Annotated in this window: 16 protein-coding genes; 8 read left to right on the forward strand and 8 right to left on the reverse strand. The window is 46.4% G+C overall.

Features of this window, described 5'->3' with window-relative positions; genetic code table 11:
• Nucleotides 1-176: 176 nt before the first annotated feature.
• From MHI12_RS22500 to MHI12_RS22525, 6 genes are read left to right on the forward strand one after another with little or no spacing between them, the layout of a single operon-like run.
• Nucleotides 177-953, forward strand: coding sequence for an ABC transporter ATP-binding protein (locus tag MHI12_RS22500; RefSeq protein WP_124115811.1), 777 nt, complete (start codon nt 177-179; stop codon nt 951-953).
• Complete coding sequence (locus MHI12_RS22505; protein WP_347397636.1) at nt 953-1,819, forward strand: ABC transporter permease; 867 nt, start codon at nt 953-955, stop codon at nt 1,817-1,819. The genes MHI12_RS22500 and MHI12_RS22505 overlap by 1 nt, the downstream gene beginning before the upstream one ends.
• 34 nt (nt 1,820-1,853) lie before the next feature.
• Nucleotides 1,854-2,885: an ABC transporter substrate-binding protein gene (locus MHI12_RS22510; RefSeq protein ID WP_405170384.1), complete on the forward strand. Its 1,032-nt coding sequence runs from the start codon at nt 1,854-1,856 to the stop codon at nt 2,883-2,885.
• 11 nt (nt 2,886-2,896) lie between these two features.
• Nucleotides 2,897-3,082 carry a hypothetical protein gene (locus tag MHI12_RS22515; protein ID WP_405170385.1) on the forward strand — a complete coding sequence of 62 codons (186 nt, stop codon included), beginning with the start codon at nt 2,897-2,899 and terminating at the stop codon, nt 3,080-3,082.
• A complete protein-coding gene (locus MHI12_RS22520) occupies nt 3,079-4,455 on the forward strand; it encodes an amidase (RefSeq protein WP_405170386.1) in 1,377 nt (458 codons plus the stop codon). Before MHI12_RS22515 ends, MHI12_RS22520 begins: the two co-directional genes overlap by 4 nt.
• Nucleotides 4,456-4,474: 19 nt before the next feature.
• Nucleotides 4,475-4,861, forward strand: coding sequence for a RidA family protein (locus MHI12_RS22525; protein ID WP_100529182.1), 387 nt, complete (start codon nt 4,475-4,477; stop codon nt 4,859-4,861).
• Nucleotides 4,862-4,960: 99 nt separating this feature from the next.
• On the opposite strand, the gene MHI12_RS22530 is transcribed toward MHI12_RS22525, so the two are convergent.
• Nucleotides 4,961-7,018, reverse strand: coding sequence for a methyl-accepting chemotaxis protein (locus tag MHI12_RS22530; RefSeq protein WP_405170387.1), 2,058 nt, complete (start codon nt 7,016-7,018; stop codon nt 4,961-4,963).
• A gap of 276 nt (nt 7,019-7,294) precedes the next feature.
• Here MHI12_RS22530 and MHI12_RS22535 point away from each other — a divergent pair, with 276 nt between their 5' ends.
• On the forward strand, nt 7,295-7,720 hold the full coding sequence (locus MHI12_RS22535; protein WP_405170388.1) for a hypothetical protein: 426 nt from the start codon (nt 7,295-7,297) through the stop codon (nt 7,718-7,720).
• Nucleotides 7,721-7,871: 151 nt separating this feature from the next.
• On the opposite strand, the gene MHI12_RS22540 is transcribed toward MHI12_RS22535, so the two are convergent.
• The 5 genes from MHI12_RS22540 to MHI12_RS22560 all read right to left on the reverse strand — a co-directional run bounded on the left by MHI12_RS22540 (nt 7,872) and on the right by MHI12_RS22560 (nt 14,205).
• Nucleotides 7,872-9,035, reverse strand: coding sequence for an iron-containing alcohol dehydrogenase (locus MHI12_RS22540; protein ID WP_405170389.1), 1,164 nt, complete (start codon nt 9,033-9,035; stop codon nt 7,872-7,874).
• Nucleotides 9,036-9,299: 264 nt separating this feature from the next.
• Complete coding sequence (locus tag MHI12_RS22545; protein ID WP_405170390.1) at nt 9,300-10,178, reverse strand: amidohydrolase family protein; 879 nt, start codon at nt 10,176-10,178, stop codon at nt 9,300-9,302.
• Nucleotides 10,165-13,332: a GNAT family N-acetyltransferase gene (locus MHI12_RS22550; RefSeq protein WP_405170391.1), complete on the reverse strand. Its 3,168-nt coding sequence runs from the start codon at nt 13,330-13,332 to the stop codon at nt 10,165-10,167. The genes MHI12_RS22545 and MHI12_RS22550 overlap by 14 nt, the downstream gene beginning before the upstream one ends.
• Nucleotides 13,333-13,570: 238 nt before the next feature.
• The gene (locus MHI12_RS22555; RefSeq protein WP_405170392.1) at nt 13,571-13,906 is read right to left on the reverse strand and encodes a type II toxin-antitoxin system PemK/MazF family toxin; all 336 of its coding nucleotides are present in this window, start codon (nt 13,904-13,906) and stop codon (nt 13,571-13,573) included.
• Nucleotides 13,903-14,205 (reverse strand): AbrB/MazE/SpoVT family DNA-binding domain-containing protein, encoded by a 303-nt coding sequence (locus tag MHI12_RS22560; protein WP_017687001.1) that lies wholly within the window; start codon nt 14,203-14,205, stop codon nt 13,903-13,905. The genes MHI12_RS22555 and MHI12_RS22560 overlap by 4 nt, the downstream gene beginning before the upstream one ends.
• 396 nt (nt 14,206-14,601) lie before the next feature.
• On the opposite strand from MHI12_RS22560, the gene MHI12_RS22565 reads away from it, so the two are divergent.
• Nucleotides 14,602-15,207 (forward strand): DedA family protein, encoded by a 606-nt coding sequence (locus MHI12_RS22565; RefSeq protein WP_405170393.1) that lies wholly within the window; start codon nt 14,602-14,604, stop codon nt 15,205-15,207.
• Between the two features lie 205 nt (nt 15,208-15,412).
• Here the strand turns inward: MHI12_RS22565 and MHI12_RS22570 are convergent, their stop codons facing one another.
• Both MHI12_RS22570 and MHI12_RS22575 read right to left on the reverse strand, forming a co-directional pair.
• Entirely contained in the window at nt 15,413-16,237 is an 825-nt protein-coding gene (locus MHI12_RS22570; RefSeq protein WP_405170394.1) for a DUF2971 domain-containing protein, read from the reverse strand.
• 207 nt (nt 16,238-16,444) lie between these two features.
• Nucleotides 16,445-17,644 carry an MFS transporter gene (locus MHI12_RS22575; RefSeq protein ID WP_405173037.1) on the reverse strand — a complete coding sequence of 400 codons (1,200 nt, stop codon included), beginning with the start codon at nt 17,642-17,644 and terminating at the stop codon, nt 16,445-16,447.
• Nucleotides 17,645-17,809 lie beyond the last annotated feature (165 nt).

Raw genomic sequence — 17,809 nt, forward strand, 5'->3', positions numbered from 1 at the left:
ATCTTCATTTGTGCATTTTAACTGATTTAATTCTATTTTTATGTTCAGAGTAACTAATGACAATTATGCAAACAGTCTATATGATTAGGAATATATTCATTAATGTCATGTTAATTAACATCAATTCACATCAAGAAACGAACTACCATCAGGCTGTAGGAAAGGGGCTACCTATCATGGCTATACAGATACAAGGCGTATCCAAATCATTTGTCAGTGCAACCGGAGAAGATATTCAGGTCCTGGCTGAGGTTTCGATGCAAATCAAGAAACAGGAATTCTTCAGTATCGTGGGACCGAGCGGTTGCGGCAAGAGCACGATTTTCAACATTATCGCAGGTCTGCTTAAGCCAACAAATGGCAAGGTTATCGTCTGTGGCGAAGAGATCGATCAGACCACCGGGCATGTCGGTTATATGATGCAGAAGGACCTCTTACTTCCTTGGAGAAGCATCCTGGACAATGTCACGTTAGGCTTGGAAGTGAAGGGGATGTCCAAAAAGGATCGCAGCGATATTGCCATGGATTATCTGGATCGTTATGGCCTGGCTTCATTCGCAGAAGCCTATCCCTCCACCCTATCAGGCGGTATGCGCCAACGTGTAGCCCTCATTCGTACCCTCGTTACCCAGCCCGATATTATATTACTGGACGAACCCTTCTCCGCACTTGATTATCAGACCAGACTCATTCTGGAAGATGAAATCTTGTCTATCCTAAAATCCGAGGGCAAGACAGGCGTCCTGATAACGCATGACATTGAGGAAGCCATCGCCATCTCCGACCGCATTGCCGTTATGAGTAAAAGGCCAACAACCGTGAAACAGGTCTACGATATTGGTCTCGCTTCGCAGTATGGCTCAGCACTGAAAGCCCGCTCCGACCAGAAGTTCAAGCAGTATTTTGAATCGATCTGGTCAGAGCTTGATATCCAAATGGGGAGGATCAGCTAATGAAGAGCACATCACCTGAAATTACCCTTGCCGGAAAACCTGCTGGAGTTGCGAAGAGCAAACGCAGACAATCTACCTTCTCCAAAGAATGGCTGATGACGATGCTGTGGCGGTTCATTATTGTAGCGGTCATCCTGGTGATCTGGGAATCCGCCGTTCGTCTGAAACTGGTTAACGGTTTCCTCATGGGATCACCAAGCGCCATTCTTGATGCCGCCATCACGATGGCCAGCTCAGGGCAGCTGCTTACAGACGCATTTGCAACGGTGAATGCCACCGTTATCGGCTTCGTAGCCGGTAGCTTAATCGGCTCATTGGCAGGACTGCTCATGTGGTATTCCAAGTCCGTCGCCCGTGTGCTTGATCCATTCATCGTAGCTATGAACGGTATTCCGAAGATTGCACTCGCTCCCATGATTATCATCTGGTTTGGCTCAGGCATCTTCTCCAAGATTGCTCTGGCCTCCGTCGCCACATTTATTGTAGCGCTGTTATCCGCCTACCAAGCGACTCATCAAATCGACGAATCCCAGATTAATCTGATGAAATCCTTCGGTGCAAAGAAATCACAAATTTTCCGCAAAATTATCGTTCCGTCCTCCCTACCATGGATCATCTCCGCCTTCCGCATCAATATCGGGTTGGCACTGGTGTCTGTTGTAGGTGGAGAATTCATCTCTTCAGATAAAGGACTCGGACATATGGTATTCGTCGAAGGTAACCTGTTCAACCTTCCGGCCGTATGGGTCGGCGTATTCATGCTTATGCTGGTCGCAATGCTCCTCTACACCTGTGTCGGGTATCTCGAATCCCGTCTCCTACCATGGAATGACAACAAGACCAGCAGCAAATCCACATCTGTATAGCTGACCTACAACGATTAAAGGGGACTGATGACTAATGCGTACATTCAAAAAGATAGCTATTCTAGCAGCGATGACACTTCTATTGACTACACTGCTCAGCGGGTGTGGCAGCAATGCCACAACACCTGCTAACGGCGCAGGTGCATCTAATAGCGAGGGGCAAGCAAATACACAGGTGGACAAAATTATGGTGTCCGAGGTGTATCACAACCTGCTCTACCTTCCCTTGTATGTAGCGAATAACCAAGGATTCCTAGAGGAGAATCGTATTGAGCTATCTTCCATCCGTGCTGCCGGAAGCGGTCCAACAGCATTGTCTTCGGTGATCTCAGGTGAGTCCGCGTTCTCCTTCCACGGTCCTGAGCATGTCGCATTTGCTAATGCAAAGGGCGGAGATGCTCGCTCACTGGTCCTTCTATCCGGCAGTGCTCCAGTATGGGCAGTTGCACGAGAAGGAGTAACCGTGAATTCGACAGCGGATTTCAAAGGTAAAACCATCGTTGTGGGCTTGGCACCTACAAGCTCGAACAGCTTACTGAGGAAACTGTTCGCTGACAATAACATCGATATTGACAAGGATGTGACGATCACTGAGGTCCAAAATGGCTCCGAGCTTGGTGCTGTATTAGCCGGCAAAGCCGACATTGCTATCGTTTACGAGCCGCAGCTGGATCAAGGCATTGCAGAAGGGCTGCATATTGTCCATGATTTCACGAAGGATTATCCTGACTTCGCTTTTGCAACGATGAATACAACTGCAAGCTTCATTGAAAAGAATCCTGATCTCACTCAGCGCTTTGTCACCTCTATTGAGCAAGCCCTGGATTACATTCAATCGAATCCTGAAGGCGCAAAAGCAGTTGCCGTGAAGGAATTCCCGAATCTGGACAAAAACGTCGTGGAGCAAGCGGTACAACGCATGATCGATAGCAAGGTATACCCTGCGGTGGGACTCATCAATGAATCAGCATTCGAGACCGCAATCGATATGCAGCGCTTCATCGGCAATCTGAAGGAAGACCTCGCTTACGAGGACATTATCGATTCAAGCTTCACCACCAAATAGAGAGAGAAAGGGTGATTACTCTGAACCAGGACGACTATCTCACACACCGCCGTACAGAAAGCGCCAAATATGCGGACGGAGTTATTACAAGCGAGGAACTTGCCCTATTTACAGCGGACTTGGAGCTGATTCGAAGCTTCAAGTTGCCAGAAGAAGTAGGTCCCAATCCCCCGCATAGGAGAGTGCCTCTGCGATGATTACGAAACCACTGAACGAGCTGACCATTGCTGAAGCCGCAAAATTGATTAAAAACAAGTTGATATCTCCTGTAGAGCTTACGAAATCCTATTTGAATCGCATTGAGAAAATAGAGCCTGCTGTGCAAGCCTTCGTTACAGTCACCGCCGAACAGGCTTTGCAGGCCGCAAGAGAGTCTGAGCGCAAGCTGATGAATGGCGAATATCTCGGTCCTCTGCACGGCATTCCCTATGGAGCCAAAGACATTATCCATACCGCTGGCATACGCACCTCGGCTGGATCAAGTACTTTTCCAGACTTCGTACCCGGAACGAATGCAACTGTCATTAATAAGTTGCAAGCTGCAGGCGCTATCCTGCTCGGCAAGACAACAACGACGGAATACGCCTTCCAAGGAGGAGAACCGCCAACCCGCAACCCGTGGAATCTAGAACATACCCCGGGCGGTTCCAGCTCCGGCTCTGCCGCTGCTGTAGCGGCTGGCATGGCTTCCTTCACACTCGGAACACAGACCTTTGGATCTCTGCTTAGACCCGCAGCTTACAACGGATTAACCTGTATGAAACCCACTTACGGCAGGGTTAGCCGTAATGGTGTCATCACAGCCAGTTGGAGCCTGGATCATATTGGCGCCTTCACTCGATCTGCACAAGATAACGCAATCGTTCTGGAAGCAATGGCCGGGCAAGATGAGCTGGACTCCTTCACGCTTCCTTATGGCAAGCCAGACTTAACAAGTGCTCTTGAGCATCCTATTTCAGGAATGGTGATCGGTCTGCCGAGCAACTTCTTCCAGACTGATGAACCGGCGATCTTGTTAGCAGTGGAGTCGGCAATCGCTATACTTGAGAAGCTGGGTATGCAATGGAAGAAAGTTGACCTGCCTTCTTATATGGAAGAGACCGTTGCTGCTCATCGTACGGTAATGCGGGCAGAAGCTGCCGCCTTCCATCAGGAACGCTTCGCGGAAGCCTCTGATCGTTACGGTCACACGATGCGGGAGCAGCTTGAACTCGGTTACCAGACGAGTGCCGTCGATTATTTGCAGGCACAACGCATTCGAACGATATTCCGGAGCGAGATGATGATGCTTTTCGATGAAGTGGATGTGTTATTGACTCCATCAACACCATATGTAGCTCCACATGGATACAAGACAGGCAGCCCGATTTTCAACGGACCGTTTACCAATACAGGTCTACCGTCCATCACCGTACCCATCGGGTTCGATACCACCTCAGGGAAGCCATTACCTATCGGCATGCAGCTTGCCGGTCCACACATGAGAGAAGACCGCTTGTTGTCCATCACTCATCATTATCAGCAGGCTACGAATTGGCATCAGTTAACACCAAATATACACACTCATTAGGAAAGGAATGACAGCTACGATGTCTACCATCATACATGCAAGTGCAGCACCCAAGTTCCCGCTTCCTTTCTCCCATGCTGTCCGCGCAGGAGATTTGGTCTACGTTGCAGGTCAGGTAGGCGTTGATCCACAGACGCTTGAGCCCATTGGCGGCATTAAGGAGCAGACTGAGCAGTGCATTCGTAATATTGAGGTGATCCTTCAAGAAGCCGGACTTACACTCGATCATATTGTGAAGGTAACCACTCATCTGGCCCGAGTCGAGGATCAGCCCGAATACAACGAAGTGTATGCGCGAATGATTAAGCAGCCCTATCCCGCCCGTATTACCGTATTCAGCGGGTTAGGCCCTTATTTAATTGAAATGGAAGTGCTGGCGTATGCGCCTTCCATTCGAGGAGAGTAACACACCACCAAAGAGCACCTGTAGCCATAGATGGGCACAGGTGCTCTTTTTGTCTAGAAACCCGGTTCTCTTTTGAGAAACGGGTTTCTTTTCGTATTCCTATTTTGTTTTGAAGCGAGATGATTCCTCGGCAAGTTGTTTGGTCAGTTCATCAATTCTCTGCACCATATCTGTCAAATGTTCCGTCATGCCGGACTGTTCCTGCATTGTTGCTGTGACTTCCTCAACAGAAGCCGACACCTCTTCACCGGAAGCAGACAAGTTCTGTGCAGCTCCAATGACGTCATCCTTATCACGTTCAATGGATTCGATCTCCGTGGCGATAGCCTGAACCTGGCTCATCATCTCATTCATATTCTCGGTGACAAAATTGAATGTCTCCTTCGTCTGGCTAACGCTGCTCTTATGCTGTTCCGCAATCGCTTCAATAGCCTGAACACTTCGGTTATTCTGCTCCACATGATCAATGGTCTGCATCACAATTCGGTTGATATCCTCCGATTGAGCTGTCGTCTGCTCTGCCAGCTTGCGGATCTCAGAAGCAACGACTGCGAAGCCACGCCCCTGATCACCTGCTCTTGCGGCCTCAATCGAAGCATTCAACGCAAGTAATTTCGTCTGATTTGCGATTTCAGCAATCGTACCCGTGATCTGATGAATGCCCGAGGAGCTTTCGGCGAGTTGCACTGTAATTTTGGAGATATTGCCCACTTCAATCTCATTCTGCCCGTTCACCGCAATGAGTGCATCAATAACTTCATGATTATTTTTGAATGCATCCGTAATTTCATCTGCCTTGAACTTCACTGCCTGCGACATTCCATTCACGTTGGCAATCTTGTTACCCACATTCATGAATTTATCCACAATGGCTTCCGTATCGTTCGCCTGGGATTCCATCGCTCGTGAAATCTCAAATGCTGTTGTCGTTGTTTCAGCAATCGTGGTCGAAGTTTGCTGAGTGGACTGTTCCAGCTCGGATGTACTTGTTTTCAGGATGCCGATGGAATGGTTCATGCTGGAGATCAGCTGTTTATTGCCTGCTGCCATGGTATTGAAGCTGTCCACCAATTGTTTGAATTCTCCGCTATATTTACCTTGAGCCTGCACCGTCAGGTCGCCGCCCGCAAGCTGTCTGAACAACACAGTTAGTCTTGTAATTGGTCTGGTTACCAGCAAAGAGATCAGAATACCCGCTACGACGGAAACCGCAATAGCACTAAACAAAACAATATACATCTGTTTTGCCATCGCACGCAAAGGCTTCTGCACATCGCTCATTTTATCTTCTACAACGACGGTCCAGTCGGATCTTGGGATTTTGGAGTAATACGCCACTTTCTCATCTGTACTAATATCACCTTGCTGTAGTTCAGCGCCAGGAGCAAGATCTATCAATGATTGGTATTCGCCGGACTCCATCTTCTGGCCTGCCAACTTCTCATCCGCTGAATCGTAGATGACCGTACCTACACGGTCCAGAATGATCACTTTTCCCTCATCATTAATATTGATATTTTGTAGCTGATTAACGAAGAACGAGGTGGATGCCGCAGATACGAGCACTCCCTGTACTTCTTGATTCTCATTGTAGATTGGCATAGCAAAAGCCGTACCAAGTTGTCCTGAGGACTTGGCTACAATCCCTTCACTAATCACGTTTTTACCCTGAATCGCTTCTTGGAAATATGCCCGATCTCCACGTTCTGCCTTGATAACTGCGGGATCATTCGCTGCAATAATAATGCCCTTCCGATCCAACAAAATCAGACTGTTGTTACCTTCCATACCTGCCAGACTGTCCGCGAGAATACCACTCGCCTTATCCAGCAGCTCATTGTTTTCCGAGAAAAAGTTCTCACCTTCCTGCCCATCCGTATTCCGAATCTCTAGCAGATCCTGAAAGGTCCGATGTGTTGTGATCAAAAAAGTAGATTGTTCTTCCAAACTTAGCGAAGCATATAAACCTGCTCCCACTCGGTCCGAGGTTGCCTTAATTTCATCCTTGCTTTTGTCGAGTGTAATAACTGCCGCTACGCTGTAACACACTACCGCAGTTACCGCCAGTACGATACACACCAGCAGACTGATCATAAGTGGTAATTTGACTCTGAACGACATGTTGCGCATGCGTTCTCTTGCCTTGCTAAATACCATGATTACATTCACCATCCATTTTCATTTTCATCATTATGAAGTCCAAATTCTATGTATCTACTTTATATCGGTCGATATCAAATAATCTGTAAGCTGTTTCCCTAGTTATACTAGGTCAAAGGCCACTGCACACGATTGGAAAATGTAGACTTTGGGTTAATACAAAATATGACATCAACATCGTATAATATATGAAATACATATCGTGCAGGAAGAGGGACAACGCATTGAATCCGGAAATGCCTACTTTATTAAATGCCGAATAGGAGAAGTGATATGGCAAAAACAGCATTACCTACGCTATTAAATGTCGTGCGCATTTTATTGAGTGTGAAACTGATCTACGTGATTGTGTCCTTTATCGTGTTCCTCATTGACTTCAACCAGAACATGGAGGCCTATCTGGGTTTCTTACGCAAAGGAGATGATCTGGCTTACGCCTCTGGCGTAATCTTAGCCAGAATGTTGTTTATCATCGGTCCCAGCCTGCTCGCTGTTATATTCATCACGAAGAGAAAGTTCAAGCTCACTGTGACGTTTCTGAGTCTGGCACTATTCGTTGCCATTCCGAATGAGAGTAACCTGTTTACCCTGATTCATCTCTTCGCCCTGCTTATCGTACTCTTGCATCGTCCAAGCAAGTTGTATCTGAAACGAAAGGATACCCCTGTCAATGAAACCGTAGTTGAACCGAAGGATTAATTCGAAAAGGGGATCACATGACATTGAAGTCCAGATAAACGGTGGAGCGCACAAGATATGATGTCATAATAAAAACAAGGACGTTCCTAAGTAATACAGGAAGGTCCTTGTTTAATGTGTCTCACTATAAAAGCGAATGTGAAATTCACAATTACAGTGCAGCTTGATAAATTTGTACTACATCTTCACGCTGCAATTTTTTGAAGAATCCGAACGGACCGAATCGCATTGCTTTATCAGCCATCGCATCAATCTGACTGTCGTCGATGTCATAGTCAGCCAGACGGCTAGGAGCACCAATTGAATTCCAGAAATGGCGCAATGCTTCAATGCCTTCTTCAGCCACTTGTTTGTCCGACTTTCCAGCAGGGTTGATATCTAATACATTAACAGCCATACGTTTGAATCGAGCTACATCCACATCCAGATTATGTTTCATCCAGTGTGGGAAAAGGATCGCAAGGCCTCCCCCATGGGGAATGTCATACACAGCCGACACGGCATGTTCAATATTGTGAGAAGCCCAATCTCCGGCAAGACCCATATTCAGGACATCGTTAAGCGCCATTGTTCCACAGTAGAGAATGGTTTCGCGCAGTTCATAGTTTTCCGGATCTTTAATCAGACGAGGGGCCGTATCAATAACGGTACGAAGAATCGTCTCACAGAATCCAAGCTGAACCGGTGTATTGGTATCCAGATGGAAATAATGTTCAAACACATGAGACATCATGTCCACCATGCCGTATACCGTCTGATCCAGAGGTACCGTGTATGTGTACTCCGGATCGAGAATGGAGAACGCCGGGAAAGAATACTCGCTGAACCATGCCCATTTTTCCTGTGTATCCTGATTGGTTATTACTGAACCGTTGTTCATCTCGGAGCCTGTCGCTGCCATGGTCAGAATTGTACCCAGCGGAAGTCCACCTTCCGGGGTTGCTTCGCGCACAACAACATCCCACATGTCTCCATCGTATTTGGCTCCTACTGCGATGGCTTTAGCGCAGTCAAGTACACTGCCGCCGCCAACCGCAAGAACCAGATCAATGTTATGTGTTCTGCATAGTTCTACACCCTTATGAACCGTAGACAGACGCGGGTTAGGTTCCACACCGGCCAGTTCCGTAACCTCTGCTCCGATCTCATTCAATTGGCTGATTACCTGATCGTACAGCCCGCTACGTTTGATGCTTCCACTACCATATACAAGCAAAATACGTTTTCCGTATTTTGGAACTTCGGTTTGTAGTGCTTGAAGTTGCCCTTTGCCAAAAATCAGCCGGGTCGGATTATAAAACTGAAAAGATCTCATAACGTATGTTCCTCCAAAGAAGTCTGAAATTTTGTGCATCCATCATTATAGTTCTCTTTATTCGTAAAAACAAATACAGGCAAGAAGGAGATAACAGATGAGTATGGAGTCTGTCACGGCTAAACACTGTTTTCCTGGACAAAAAAGCTCCTGCCAGCAAAGTGGCAGGAGCTTACATCACAGGGATTTAATATAACCATCGCATGCTTCCATAACATGCATGGTCTACGTCCCCTCAGATATTAAGAATTCGGTACTTAGGTTCTAACCCAGATCGGCAATCCGCTGTCCAATACGTGGAAACAGCCCAAAGGCATTCTCATAGAACACCTTATCATGATGCTGCTCCGGTACAAGTCGGCGGACAAATTCGGCATACAGATCGATGGGCGCAAGCGGCCAGTCGGTGCCAAACAGCATTTTCTCATAATGATCCGAATAGACCAAAGCCCGGCGGAAATGATCCATGAATAAAGGTTCGTTCATGAACCGTTCAAAATGAGGCCGATCCCCCACCACAAGACCAGACAAATCCGCATACACGTTAGGATTCTTCGCCACCACTTCAGCTGCGTCCATCACCCAAGGATCACCCAAATGACAGATCATAAAGTTCACACCGCGCTGTTGCAAGGCTAATTCATCCACCGTCAGTGGATGCGAATACTTGAGCAACCCGTTCATGGAGTACGTGTCTCCTGTATGAATCACGACAGGCAAGTTGTACTTGGCTGCGAGTTCATAGACCGGGGCATAGATTTTGTCATACACATAGTGATGATAGTATCCGGCATAGAGTTTGATTCCGGCTACTTCAGGGGATTGCAGTCTTGCTTCAATCCGGTCAAGCTCGTCCTGAGCGTTTTTACCATCTAGCGCATTGGGATTGATGCCCACGCATTCCATGAGGAATGATGGGACCTTCTCTTCCAGATCAAGCCCCATCGGGTTAGGGGAACTGGAATCCGGGAACGCTCCCTTCGTCTGCTCCGTAACCCCCATTCCGATACCCATAATAACGTCGTTCTTATCAAACTCCGCTTTAAGACCAGCGGCAGAGTAATCCACTTTGGACAGATCAATCGCTGTTTGGTGAAAGCTGTCGATGTCCGACAGGTGAATATGAATATCAATAATCGGCATGTGAAGCCTCCTTTTCATTGGTAGAAGTTGCAAAATTCAGTTTGAGAAGGTCCTGCACATCCGGTGAACTTAGCGGGATTGGCCCCAGGACAAGATATGTCGGCTCCGTCCAGACCGTCTCCCCCTGCTGGAGTGTCAGATGATGATGTACGTTCAGACCCGTCACCTGATTATTAGCAAAACCCCATGCACTCTGATTCGGGTAACGATGTACCGCATGCAGCATGTTTTCACGCGAAACCGATCCTACTCGCAAAAGGTCTTCAAGTGGCAGGCCCAAATCCACCTTGCCCAGCGGGAATCGATCTTTACCCGGTTGCTCTATCCAACCTTCCGCAAATACAGATGAAGGCTGGAGGAAACGTTCCTCCGCAAGCGAGTAATCCGTCAGCGTCAGGCCGCTTTCGTTTGTCACGGCAAGTAGCGTGCAAAGTACAGGGACACCCGGCAGCATCAGATAATGCTGATTGATCGCGATTCCCCGATTCGCTTCATGCTTTTCAATCCGGGTAGTCAGCTTTATACCCTTCCAGACGTTGCCGTATTGATCCTTGTGCTCTGTCCAGGAAGCGGCTCTCTGTTCCAACTGACGGCTGAAACCATTCATGCCCGGAATCCCCACACCCAACCCGCCATACCACGGATTCCACCACGAGCGTGGAGCCGGTTCAGGGTACGAGCTGTCCAGCCATTCTTCTCCTGCAACTTTCAGAGAGTGTACTACACTCCCGAATTCAGGAGCAACGGCGATTGACAATACTCCATTATCTACGGTGTACAGTGGTCCAGATGAACCTTCTTCAATCTTCTGCTTAACCTCTGTTCCACTCTGCGGGAACCACAGGGCCGTTCGCTCCTGAATGCGATCTTCGCCCCGGTATAGCCCACGAACTTTCCAACCACTTACGTGCTGGTGGCGGTCCGCTTCGTCTGGTGAAAATGTCAGCTTGGCGGAGTTTAGGTTCTGCTCCGAATTGAATTCCTTAGCGTTTGCCATAACCTCCTGTTCACCACCCTGTTGCACATACAGCTCCAGCTTGCCCGCAAGCGGAACCAGTTTGTGTTCAGTCAACGTTGCTTGTAGCACATCCGGGGCAAATGGATTCCCCTCACTCAGTGTCAGATCCAAATGACTGTCCAGCAACGGAATGACCGGGTTACGCTGCTTCCGTGCAAACGCACGGAAATCATGCCATTTGGCAAACGTGTTCAAAGCATATACAGTTGCTTTGGTCCGCACAACGGCTCCTGCGGCAATACGGCCAAGCTCATGCTGCAACCCCAGCGTGTATTCCGGGCGAAGCAGCTTCAGAGAAGGGTCCCAATAGATACCGCTGGCACCATACTCTTCTTTGCAGAACAGCCAGTTCTCCGTAATCTGTGAGCTATTCCAATGGCTCGGATCGCCAGCGTAAGAATCCCCCATATCCACAAAACGATCTTGGTACGGGAGGATTAACCGGTTTCCGTAGAAACCGAAGTTATTCATTAGGTACAGGTCCTCTTCCCAGGCGGTGTCTCGTGTATTTTCAACCTCGTGGTGGAATTCGACGATTCCATTCGCAGACAGCTTGACCACGGACTTAATCTGCAAGCCTGGGAAATCCTCCGAGTCATACAGTGCTTCAAGAACCTGACGTTCCCCTTCGGCATAAATATTCACTTCTTTTGCTTGTTTCTTGGATAACTCTTCGGCAAACGGCTTACCCAGCTTCGGATAAGTCCACCAGAACGAATGACGGGAACCGGGATATTCAATCCACATGTTATTATCTTGCTTGCTCATATGAAGAGAGAATGCGCCATTAACAGCCACCCATTGATCCTCAATCTGCCCACCATATTTTCCTTCGATTCCCTTCATCAGTACAGAAATTTTGCTTGTAAAAGAGATCGCATGGTTCCCCACTGGGACAGCCGTCACTTCTACTTCTTGGGAATAGAGACCATATGAACGCAAGGTGAAAGGTACTGGCACAGACATTTTACCTTTGGCTGGCACCGTAAAGCGCACCGCACGCTCCGCCCATTCAAGGAATTCATCCTCTGGCAGGTCCAAGCTGAACTCCGTTTCTGCATCCACATTATTTTCCACGTTCAGAACCAACTCAGCCGAGACGCCTGGATAAAGCTCCTTCACAGGCAGGATGGTCTTGATCTTGGCCGGGAATTTCGGGGCGATACCCAACCTGAACTCCGCTTTCTTACCGCCGATCAACCAGGTGCTGGCAATAACGGGATGAGTCTTATTGTTATTCTGTTCCTCTGTAATTGGATCAAGGTGAAACTCACCTTCTTCGATGATGGTTTCTCCCGGAGCCACTGCTCGTGCAACGTCCAGCGCAAATCGAATGTTTTTGTTATCCTCACCCTTAATCTCGACTGCCAGTTCGGACGCAGAAGTGTTTTTAATGCGATAGCGAACCTTATAGCTGGAACCGAAAACCAGATCATGATCGTCGACCTCTGTTGAGATCTCGTAATCCGGTGTTTCGAGGGCAGTCAGCCCGCGACCCGACTTTTCAAATTCAGCCCGCAGGGAGATATCTCCCTTTTTCCACGTGTAGTCAAAGAAATCAAAACCGCGCTCCCGTCGGCCATCCGGCTCGATGACGAGTTCACGCGTGCTGTCTGCATACCAATCCAACTCCTCGAAATAAGGAGCGAGTGCTTCGGTCTGCAAGATGGTGGGTATGAAATTCATCAGATGCACATTATCATCTTTTTTCTCCCAGAAGAATCCACATTTCTTGTACATCGGTACAGCCTTCGTATTCCCTGCCCATGTGAACAGATCCAGGCGAGGCCATCCGGCCTCTACGGTCTTGCGCACAGCATTCAGGATCAGATTACGTCCAACCTTGTAACCGTGATAGTCGGGGCGTACGTTAAGCAGCGGTACATATAGCGCTCTCTCGTCATAGCGGTAGTGGGCAAAACTGCAGAAGCCAACAACCTCTTTCTCATGAACAGCTAGAAACGCATAAAGATTGGACGAACTCTCCATCTCCCGGCGAACTGTTTCCTCTGTTCTAAGGTTGGTGCCACCTCCCCAGCTTTCATTACTACGGTTCCACATATCCGCGAGTGCGGCAGCGTAAGAGGGATTGTATTCAATAATATGGATCTGGTCGATAATCGAAGTTACGGTCATGTTCTGATCTCCTTCTCTTTATGTACAGGATGGTGAAGAAGCTAGTGATAGTCTTATCATACTATAAATGGAAGCATTTTCAGAGAATTAAAAATCTTTCTTTCCAACTTATATGTGCCTTTCGGAAGCTCTTGTTAGAAGCGTCAAGGATGGACGAATCTATTTAGGCATGAAAGAAAAAATCCACGTCTTTTAGTTAGACGTGGATTTAGGAATATGATCAGCTACTAATTTTCAATTATGCCAATATAGAACGGACATTGCGTAGAACTGATTTCATAAATTCAGAGGTTGGTTCGGCATGCCCCGCAATTTGGATACGTCGTTGCCGCACATCAAGACTCTTCAACTGATCCGTCAAAACAACACCTGAAAATGGCAGCTCTTCTGGTAGTGTAACTTCAAAAGGATAATCCTTGGCTTGGCTCGTTATGGGACATACAACGGCAAAACCCGTTATTTCATTGAATTCAAGTTCCGATAGAACAATAGCCGATCGTCTCCCGGCTTGCTCGTGACCCGCTTGAGGATCAAAGTCAAGCCATATCAGATCGCCTCGCTTGGGAATAATCAAAGTAACTCGTTCCCTTCAGTGCCAAAGTCTATTTCTTCATGTCTTGTATCCTGTTTCACTTTAGAGAGCAAAGTCTTTAGATGGTTACGTAGTTCCTCATTGGACTCTACAGGCTTGGTTTTTGGACGCAACAACAATTCATTATCTTCTGTCACCAAAATCTCAATTTCCGAGCCTTCTTCCAGATTAAGACGCTTAAGCAATTGGTTAGGAATGCGAATTGCACTGCTATTTCCCCATTTGCTAAGTGTGGCTGTAGTCATGGCAATCCCACGCCTTTCGTTTGATTGATGCTCCAATTATACCTCACCTCCCTACAGTTGTATATCTATATGATATACATGAAACAATCAAAGGATACATTGTATTCAACCATAATATGGATCTGGTCGATAATCGAAGTTTCGGTCATGTTCTGATCTCCTTCTCTTTATGTACAGGATGGTGAAGAAGCTAGTGTTAGTTTTAACACGCTATAATTAGAAGCGTTTTCATATGATTATATCATTGCCTGGTATCCACTTCTGTATTAAGTGTCAATGAATCCATGCCTTATGTACGGGTAAACATATTGCCGCAGTGTGTCCTGAAATGGCCTTTCATGTGAACTTTGACAAGCTCTATTCGCTATTGTTACTCTTTGTACAGGAGTGTTTCTTTTATATATAAAAAAGATAGATTCATGGAGGGAAAGCATGACAGAATGGATCACGCAATTTATACTCTTTTTTAAAGATTTGTCATACGCAGGTCTGGTCATTGCCTTGTCGTTTGAATTCGTACCTGCTGAACTTGTACTGCCCATGGCGGGATATTGGGTGTATCTTGGGGATATGAAGCTTTGGCTGGCGATTCTGGCGGGTACCGTAGGCGGAACGTTTGGACCTCTGACGTTGTATGCCCTGGGACGATACGGCGGCAGACCGATGGTCGAGAAATACGGCAAGTATTTCTTGATCCGCCCCCACCATCTGGATGCTTCCGATAAGTTCTTCGAGAAATATGGCAGCGGGGTAGCTTTCATTGGACGTTTTGTACCCGGCATTCGGACCGTGATCTCGATCCCTTGTGGTATGGCGAAGATGAATGTGTTTAAGTTCAGTATCTTTACATTCTTGGCCATGCTTCCGATCACCTCATTGTACATCTACTTAGGCTTCAAATTAGGCTCTCAATGGGAGCACGTGGATGAGATTGTTAAACCTTATATCGTTCCGGCAGCGGTGGTTTTCTTAGGTGCTTTTGGATTGTATGTGCTGTTGAAACGTTGGAAAAGAAGAGCGGCTTTGAACAAGTCATAGCTTTGGTGAGGTAATGGGGGCTGTCTAGTAGAGTGGCTGGTATATGATGAAAAAATCCTTACTCTACATGGCTTGTGGTTATGATTTATTAAAATACAAGTGAAAGATGATATACCGCACTAATCTACTCGTATATTCATATGCAAAGCCCCACCGATCATGGCGATCAGTGGGGCTTTGAGAATTCAGACAACTTAAAATTAGCTCATTTATAAGAACAGGATGATACTTTTATTTTAATATTGTTGGGATCGTACCCCTCAGAGTAAAGAACTAGCTTTATGTCTGCTTCACTCACTTTAGACTTCGGTCCAATTACAACACTCTTAATAAGCTCCTTCTTAATCTTTGAAAAGTCTAATTCCATATACGAAATTAAACGTGTACCATCACTTCTCATTTTAATTTTTGAAAAATTAGCTTTTATTCTAGGCTCTCCAATAGTGTTATAATCAAGAAACGAACTCGAGTTTTGATAATAAACAAGCCGCCATTCCTTTTCTTCTTTAAAGGCAGGATTCTTATAGTAAGGAATGTTAAATCTTTCATTAGCATAAAAGTTAGGGATGGCAGAAACTATAGAATTATTATGAAGACTTGAAAGTATTGTTTCTATATACTCATTCTGTTCAGATTTACCATATACTACTTTCTTGAATGCAGTGAAGTGTTCTACTACTAGTGAATTTAACACTTTTTTAGAAAATCCTATCGCTAAACCTTCTCCATCCTGTGAATATCCTCTCCATTGACTTAATAAGTCTGCTTCGCTAGAAAAACAGGCTATATATGTATTAGAATCATAAGAAACAACTGTATCCCAAAACTCCTCAAAAAAATTGGTGGATTTATTGTTTTGTTGAGGTAATAATTGCTTTCTTATTTCTAAAAGAATTTTTTCAAGTATCCATCTTCGCTCTTTGAAGTCATTAACTTTATTTATATCAGAGAGTCTCAGTGTTGAATTGTGCAAAATACTGAAGAACGTATCTACACTGCAATAATGATAAACCAAATCGCTATTACTCATTAATATCATACCTTTCTTAAAATATTGACATGTTTCTCAGAATGCTACTTAATCATTTTAAATAAATTCAACCCAGTTGAACATATTTATTATACAACACTGAAAAGTACTAAAAATATAAATTATTCCCCCCTTCCCTATTAGCACATTCTATATTTTCAATTCAAAATAGGTTATCTCATTGAAAAAAGATAACCTAGATAATATCTAAATCAATTCCTGCCTTCTCTTCAAATACACATACAGCACTACTCCAGATGCCGCACAGATCACCGCACATAAACCGATGAATCCATATCCCGCCTGAAGTCCGCGTAGTAACCCCAACTGAGTCGTTGAACCGTACATATTCTTCACACCTTCAATAACCCAGCCAATCACATAGTTACCGATGACACTACCAACCCCCATCAGGGTAACCGTGAACGTAATCGCCGTGTCACTGCCGTTCGGATATCTGCGTGCGATAAACGCCATAACGGTTGGATAGATCATCGCTATACCCGCACCCGAGATGGCAAAGAAGATGGCGAGACCCTCTCCTCCGGCAAGCGCAATAAACGTACAAATGGCCGAGAACGCAGAGAAGATTATCAGCGACAGTACAAATCCGATCCGGTCTGTTAGAGGGCCCAGCAGCAAACGTCCAAGCGAGAACGTGAGGAAGAATGCTGACAGTAAACCCGAAGCTTTCACCGTGTCCCACGTGTAGGCTTTCTCCAGGAAGTTAACGAGCCAACCCCCAACCGCCAGTTCCGATACCACGCCAAAAGAAAGAATGAGCACCATCAGCCAGATGGCAGGATCACGTGTTAACGTCCTGAGTGAAGTCCGATCCTCATGAGGAAGATCATCCCCCGGAAATTTGCTGCGCAGTGCCGCAATGATCGGAAGCAGACAGAGCGACAACATCACCAGATACATGCCGCGCCAGTCCAGTACGTGCCCGAACACGCTCAACGACATCACCCCTGTCGCCAGTAAAGGCGCCACTGTTGAACTAAGCCCATAGAAGAAATGGGACAGGTTCATCATCGTACCTGTGTTTTTCACAAAGATCCGCGCACCCAGAATCGCCAAGGCAATCTCCAGCATGCCGTTTCCGATATACATGAAGAAGTATGAAGAAGCAAAGAGCGGATAGTTATGAGACATGTAAATGAACACACCCGAAAGGATCATCGATGCAAATGAAATGATGCTAACCGCCTTGATGCCCCATTTGCGTACCAGGATGGCGGTGAAGGAGCAGGCGATGAGATACCCCAGTGCATTCAGGGACAATAACGTCCCGAGCTGTTTCTCATCCAGATTGAAGTCGAATTGAATGCGCGGAATGGCCGGCCCCTTAATATTTTCCGATATGCCGAATACGATAAATCCCAGAAAGATCGTCGCCAGTTGCATGGCGTACAACTTGTTGAATTTTCGTTTGTTGCCTTGTGTACCTGCTTGCTGATTCAAAATAAGTTCCTCCAGTGTGTTCAGGAAAATGATTGCACGTTATAACTACGATTGCAGTACCATCTTCCGACCACTGTTATCCCTGTATTTTTTTGAATTGTTCCTAAA

Source organism: Paenibacillus sp. FSL H8-0280 (genome assembly GCF_045040665.1).
In the GTDB taxonomy this organism is placed as follows: Bacteria; Bacillota; Bacilli; order Paenibacillales; family Paenibacillaceae; genus Paenibacillus; species Paenibacillus xylanexedens_A.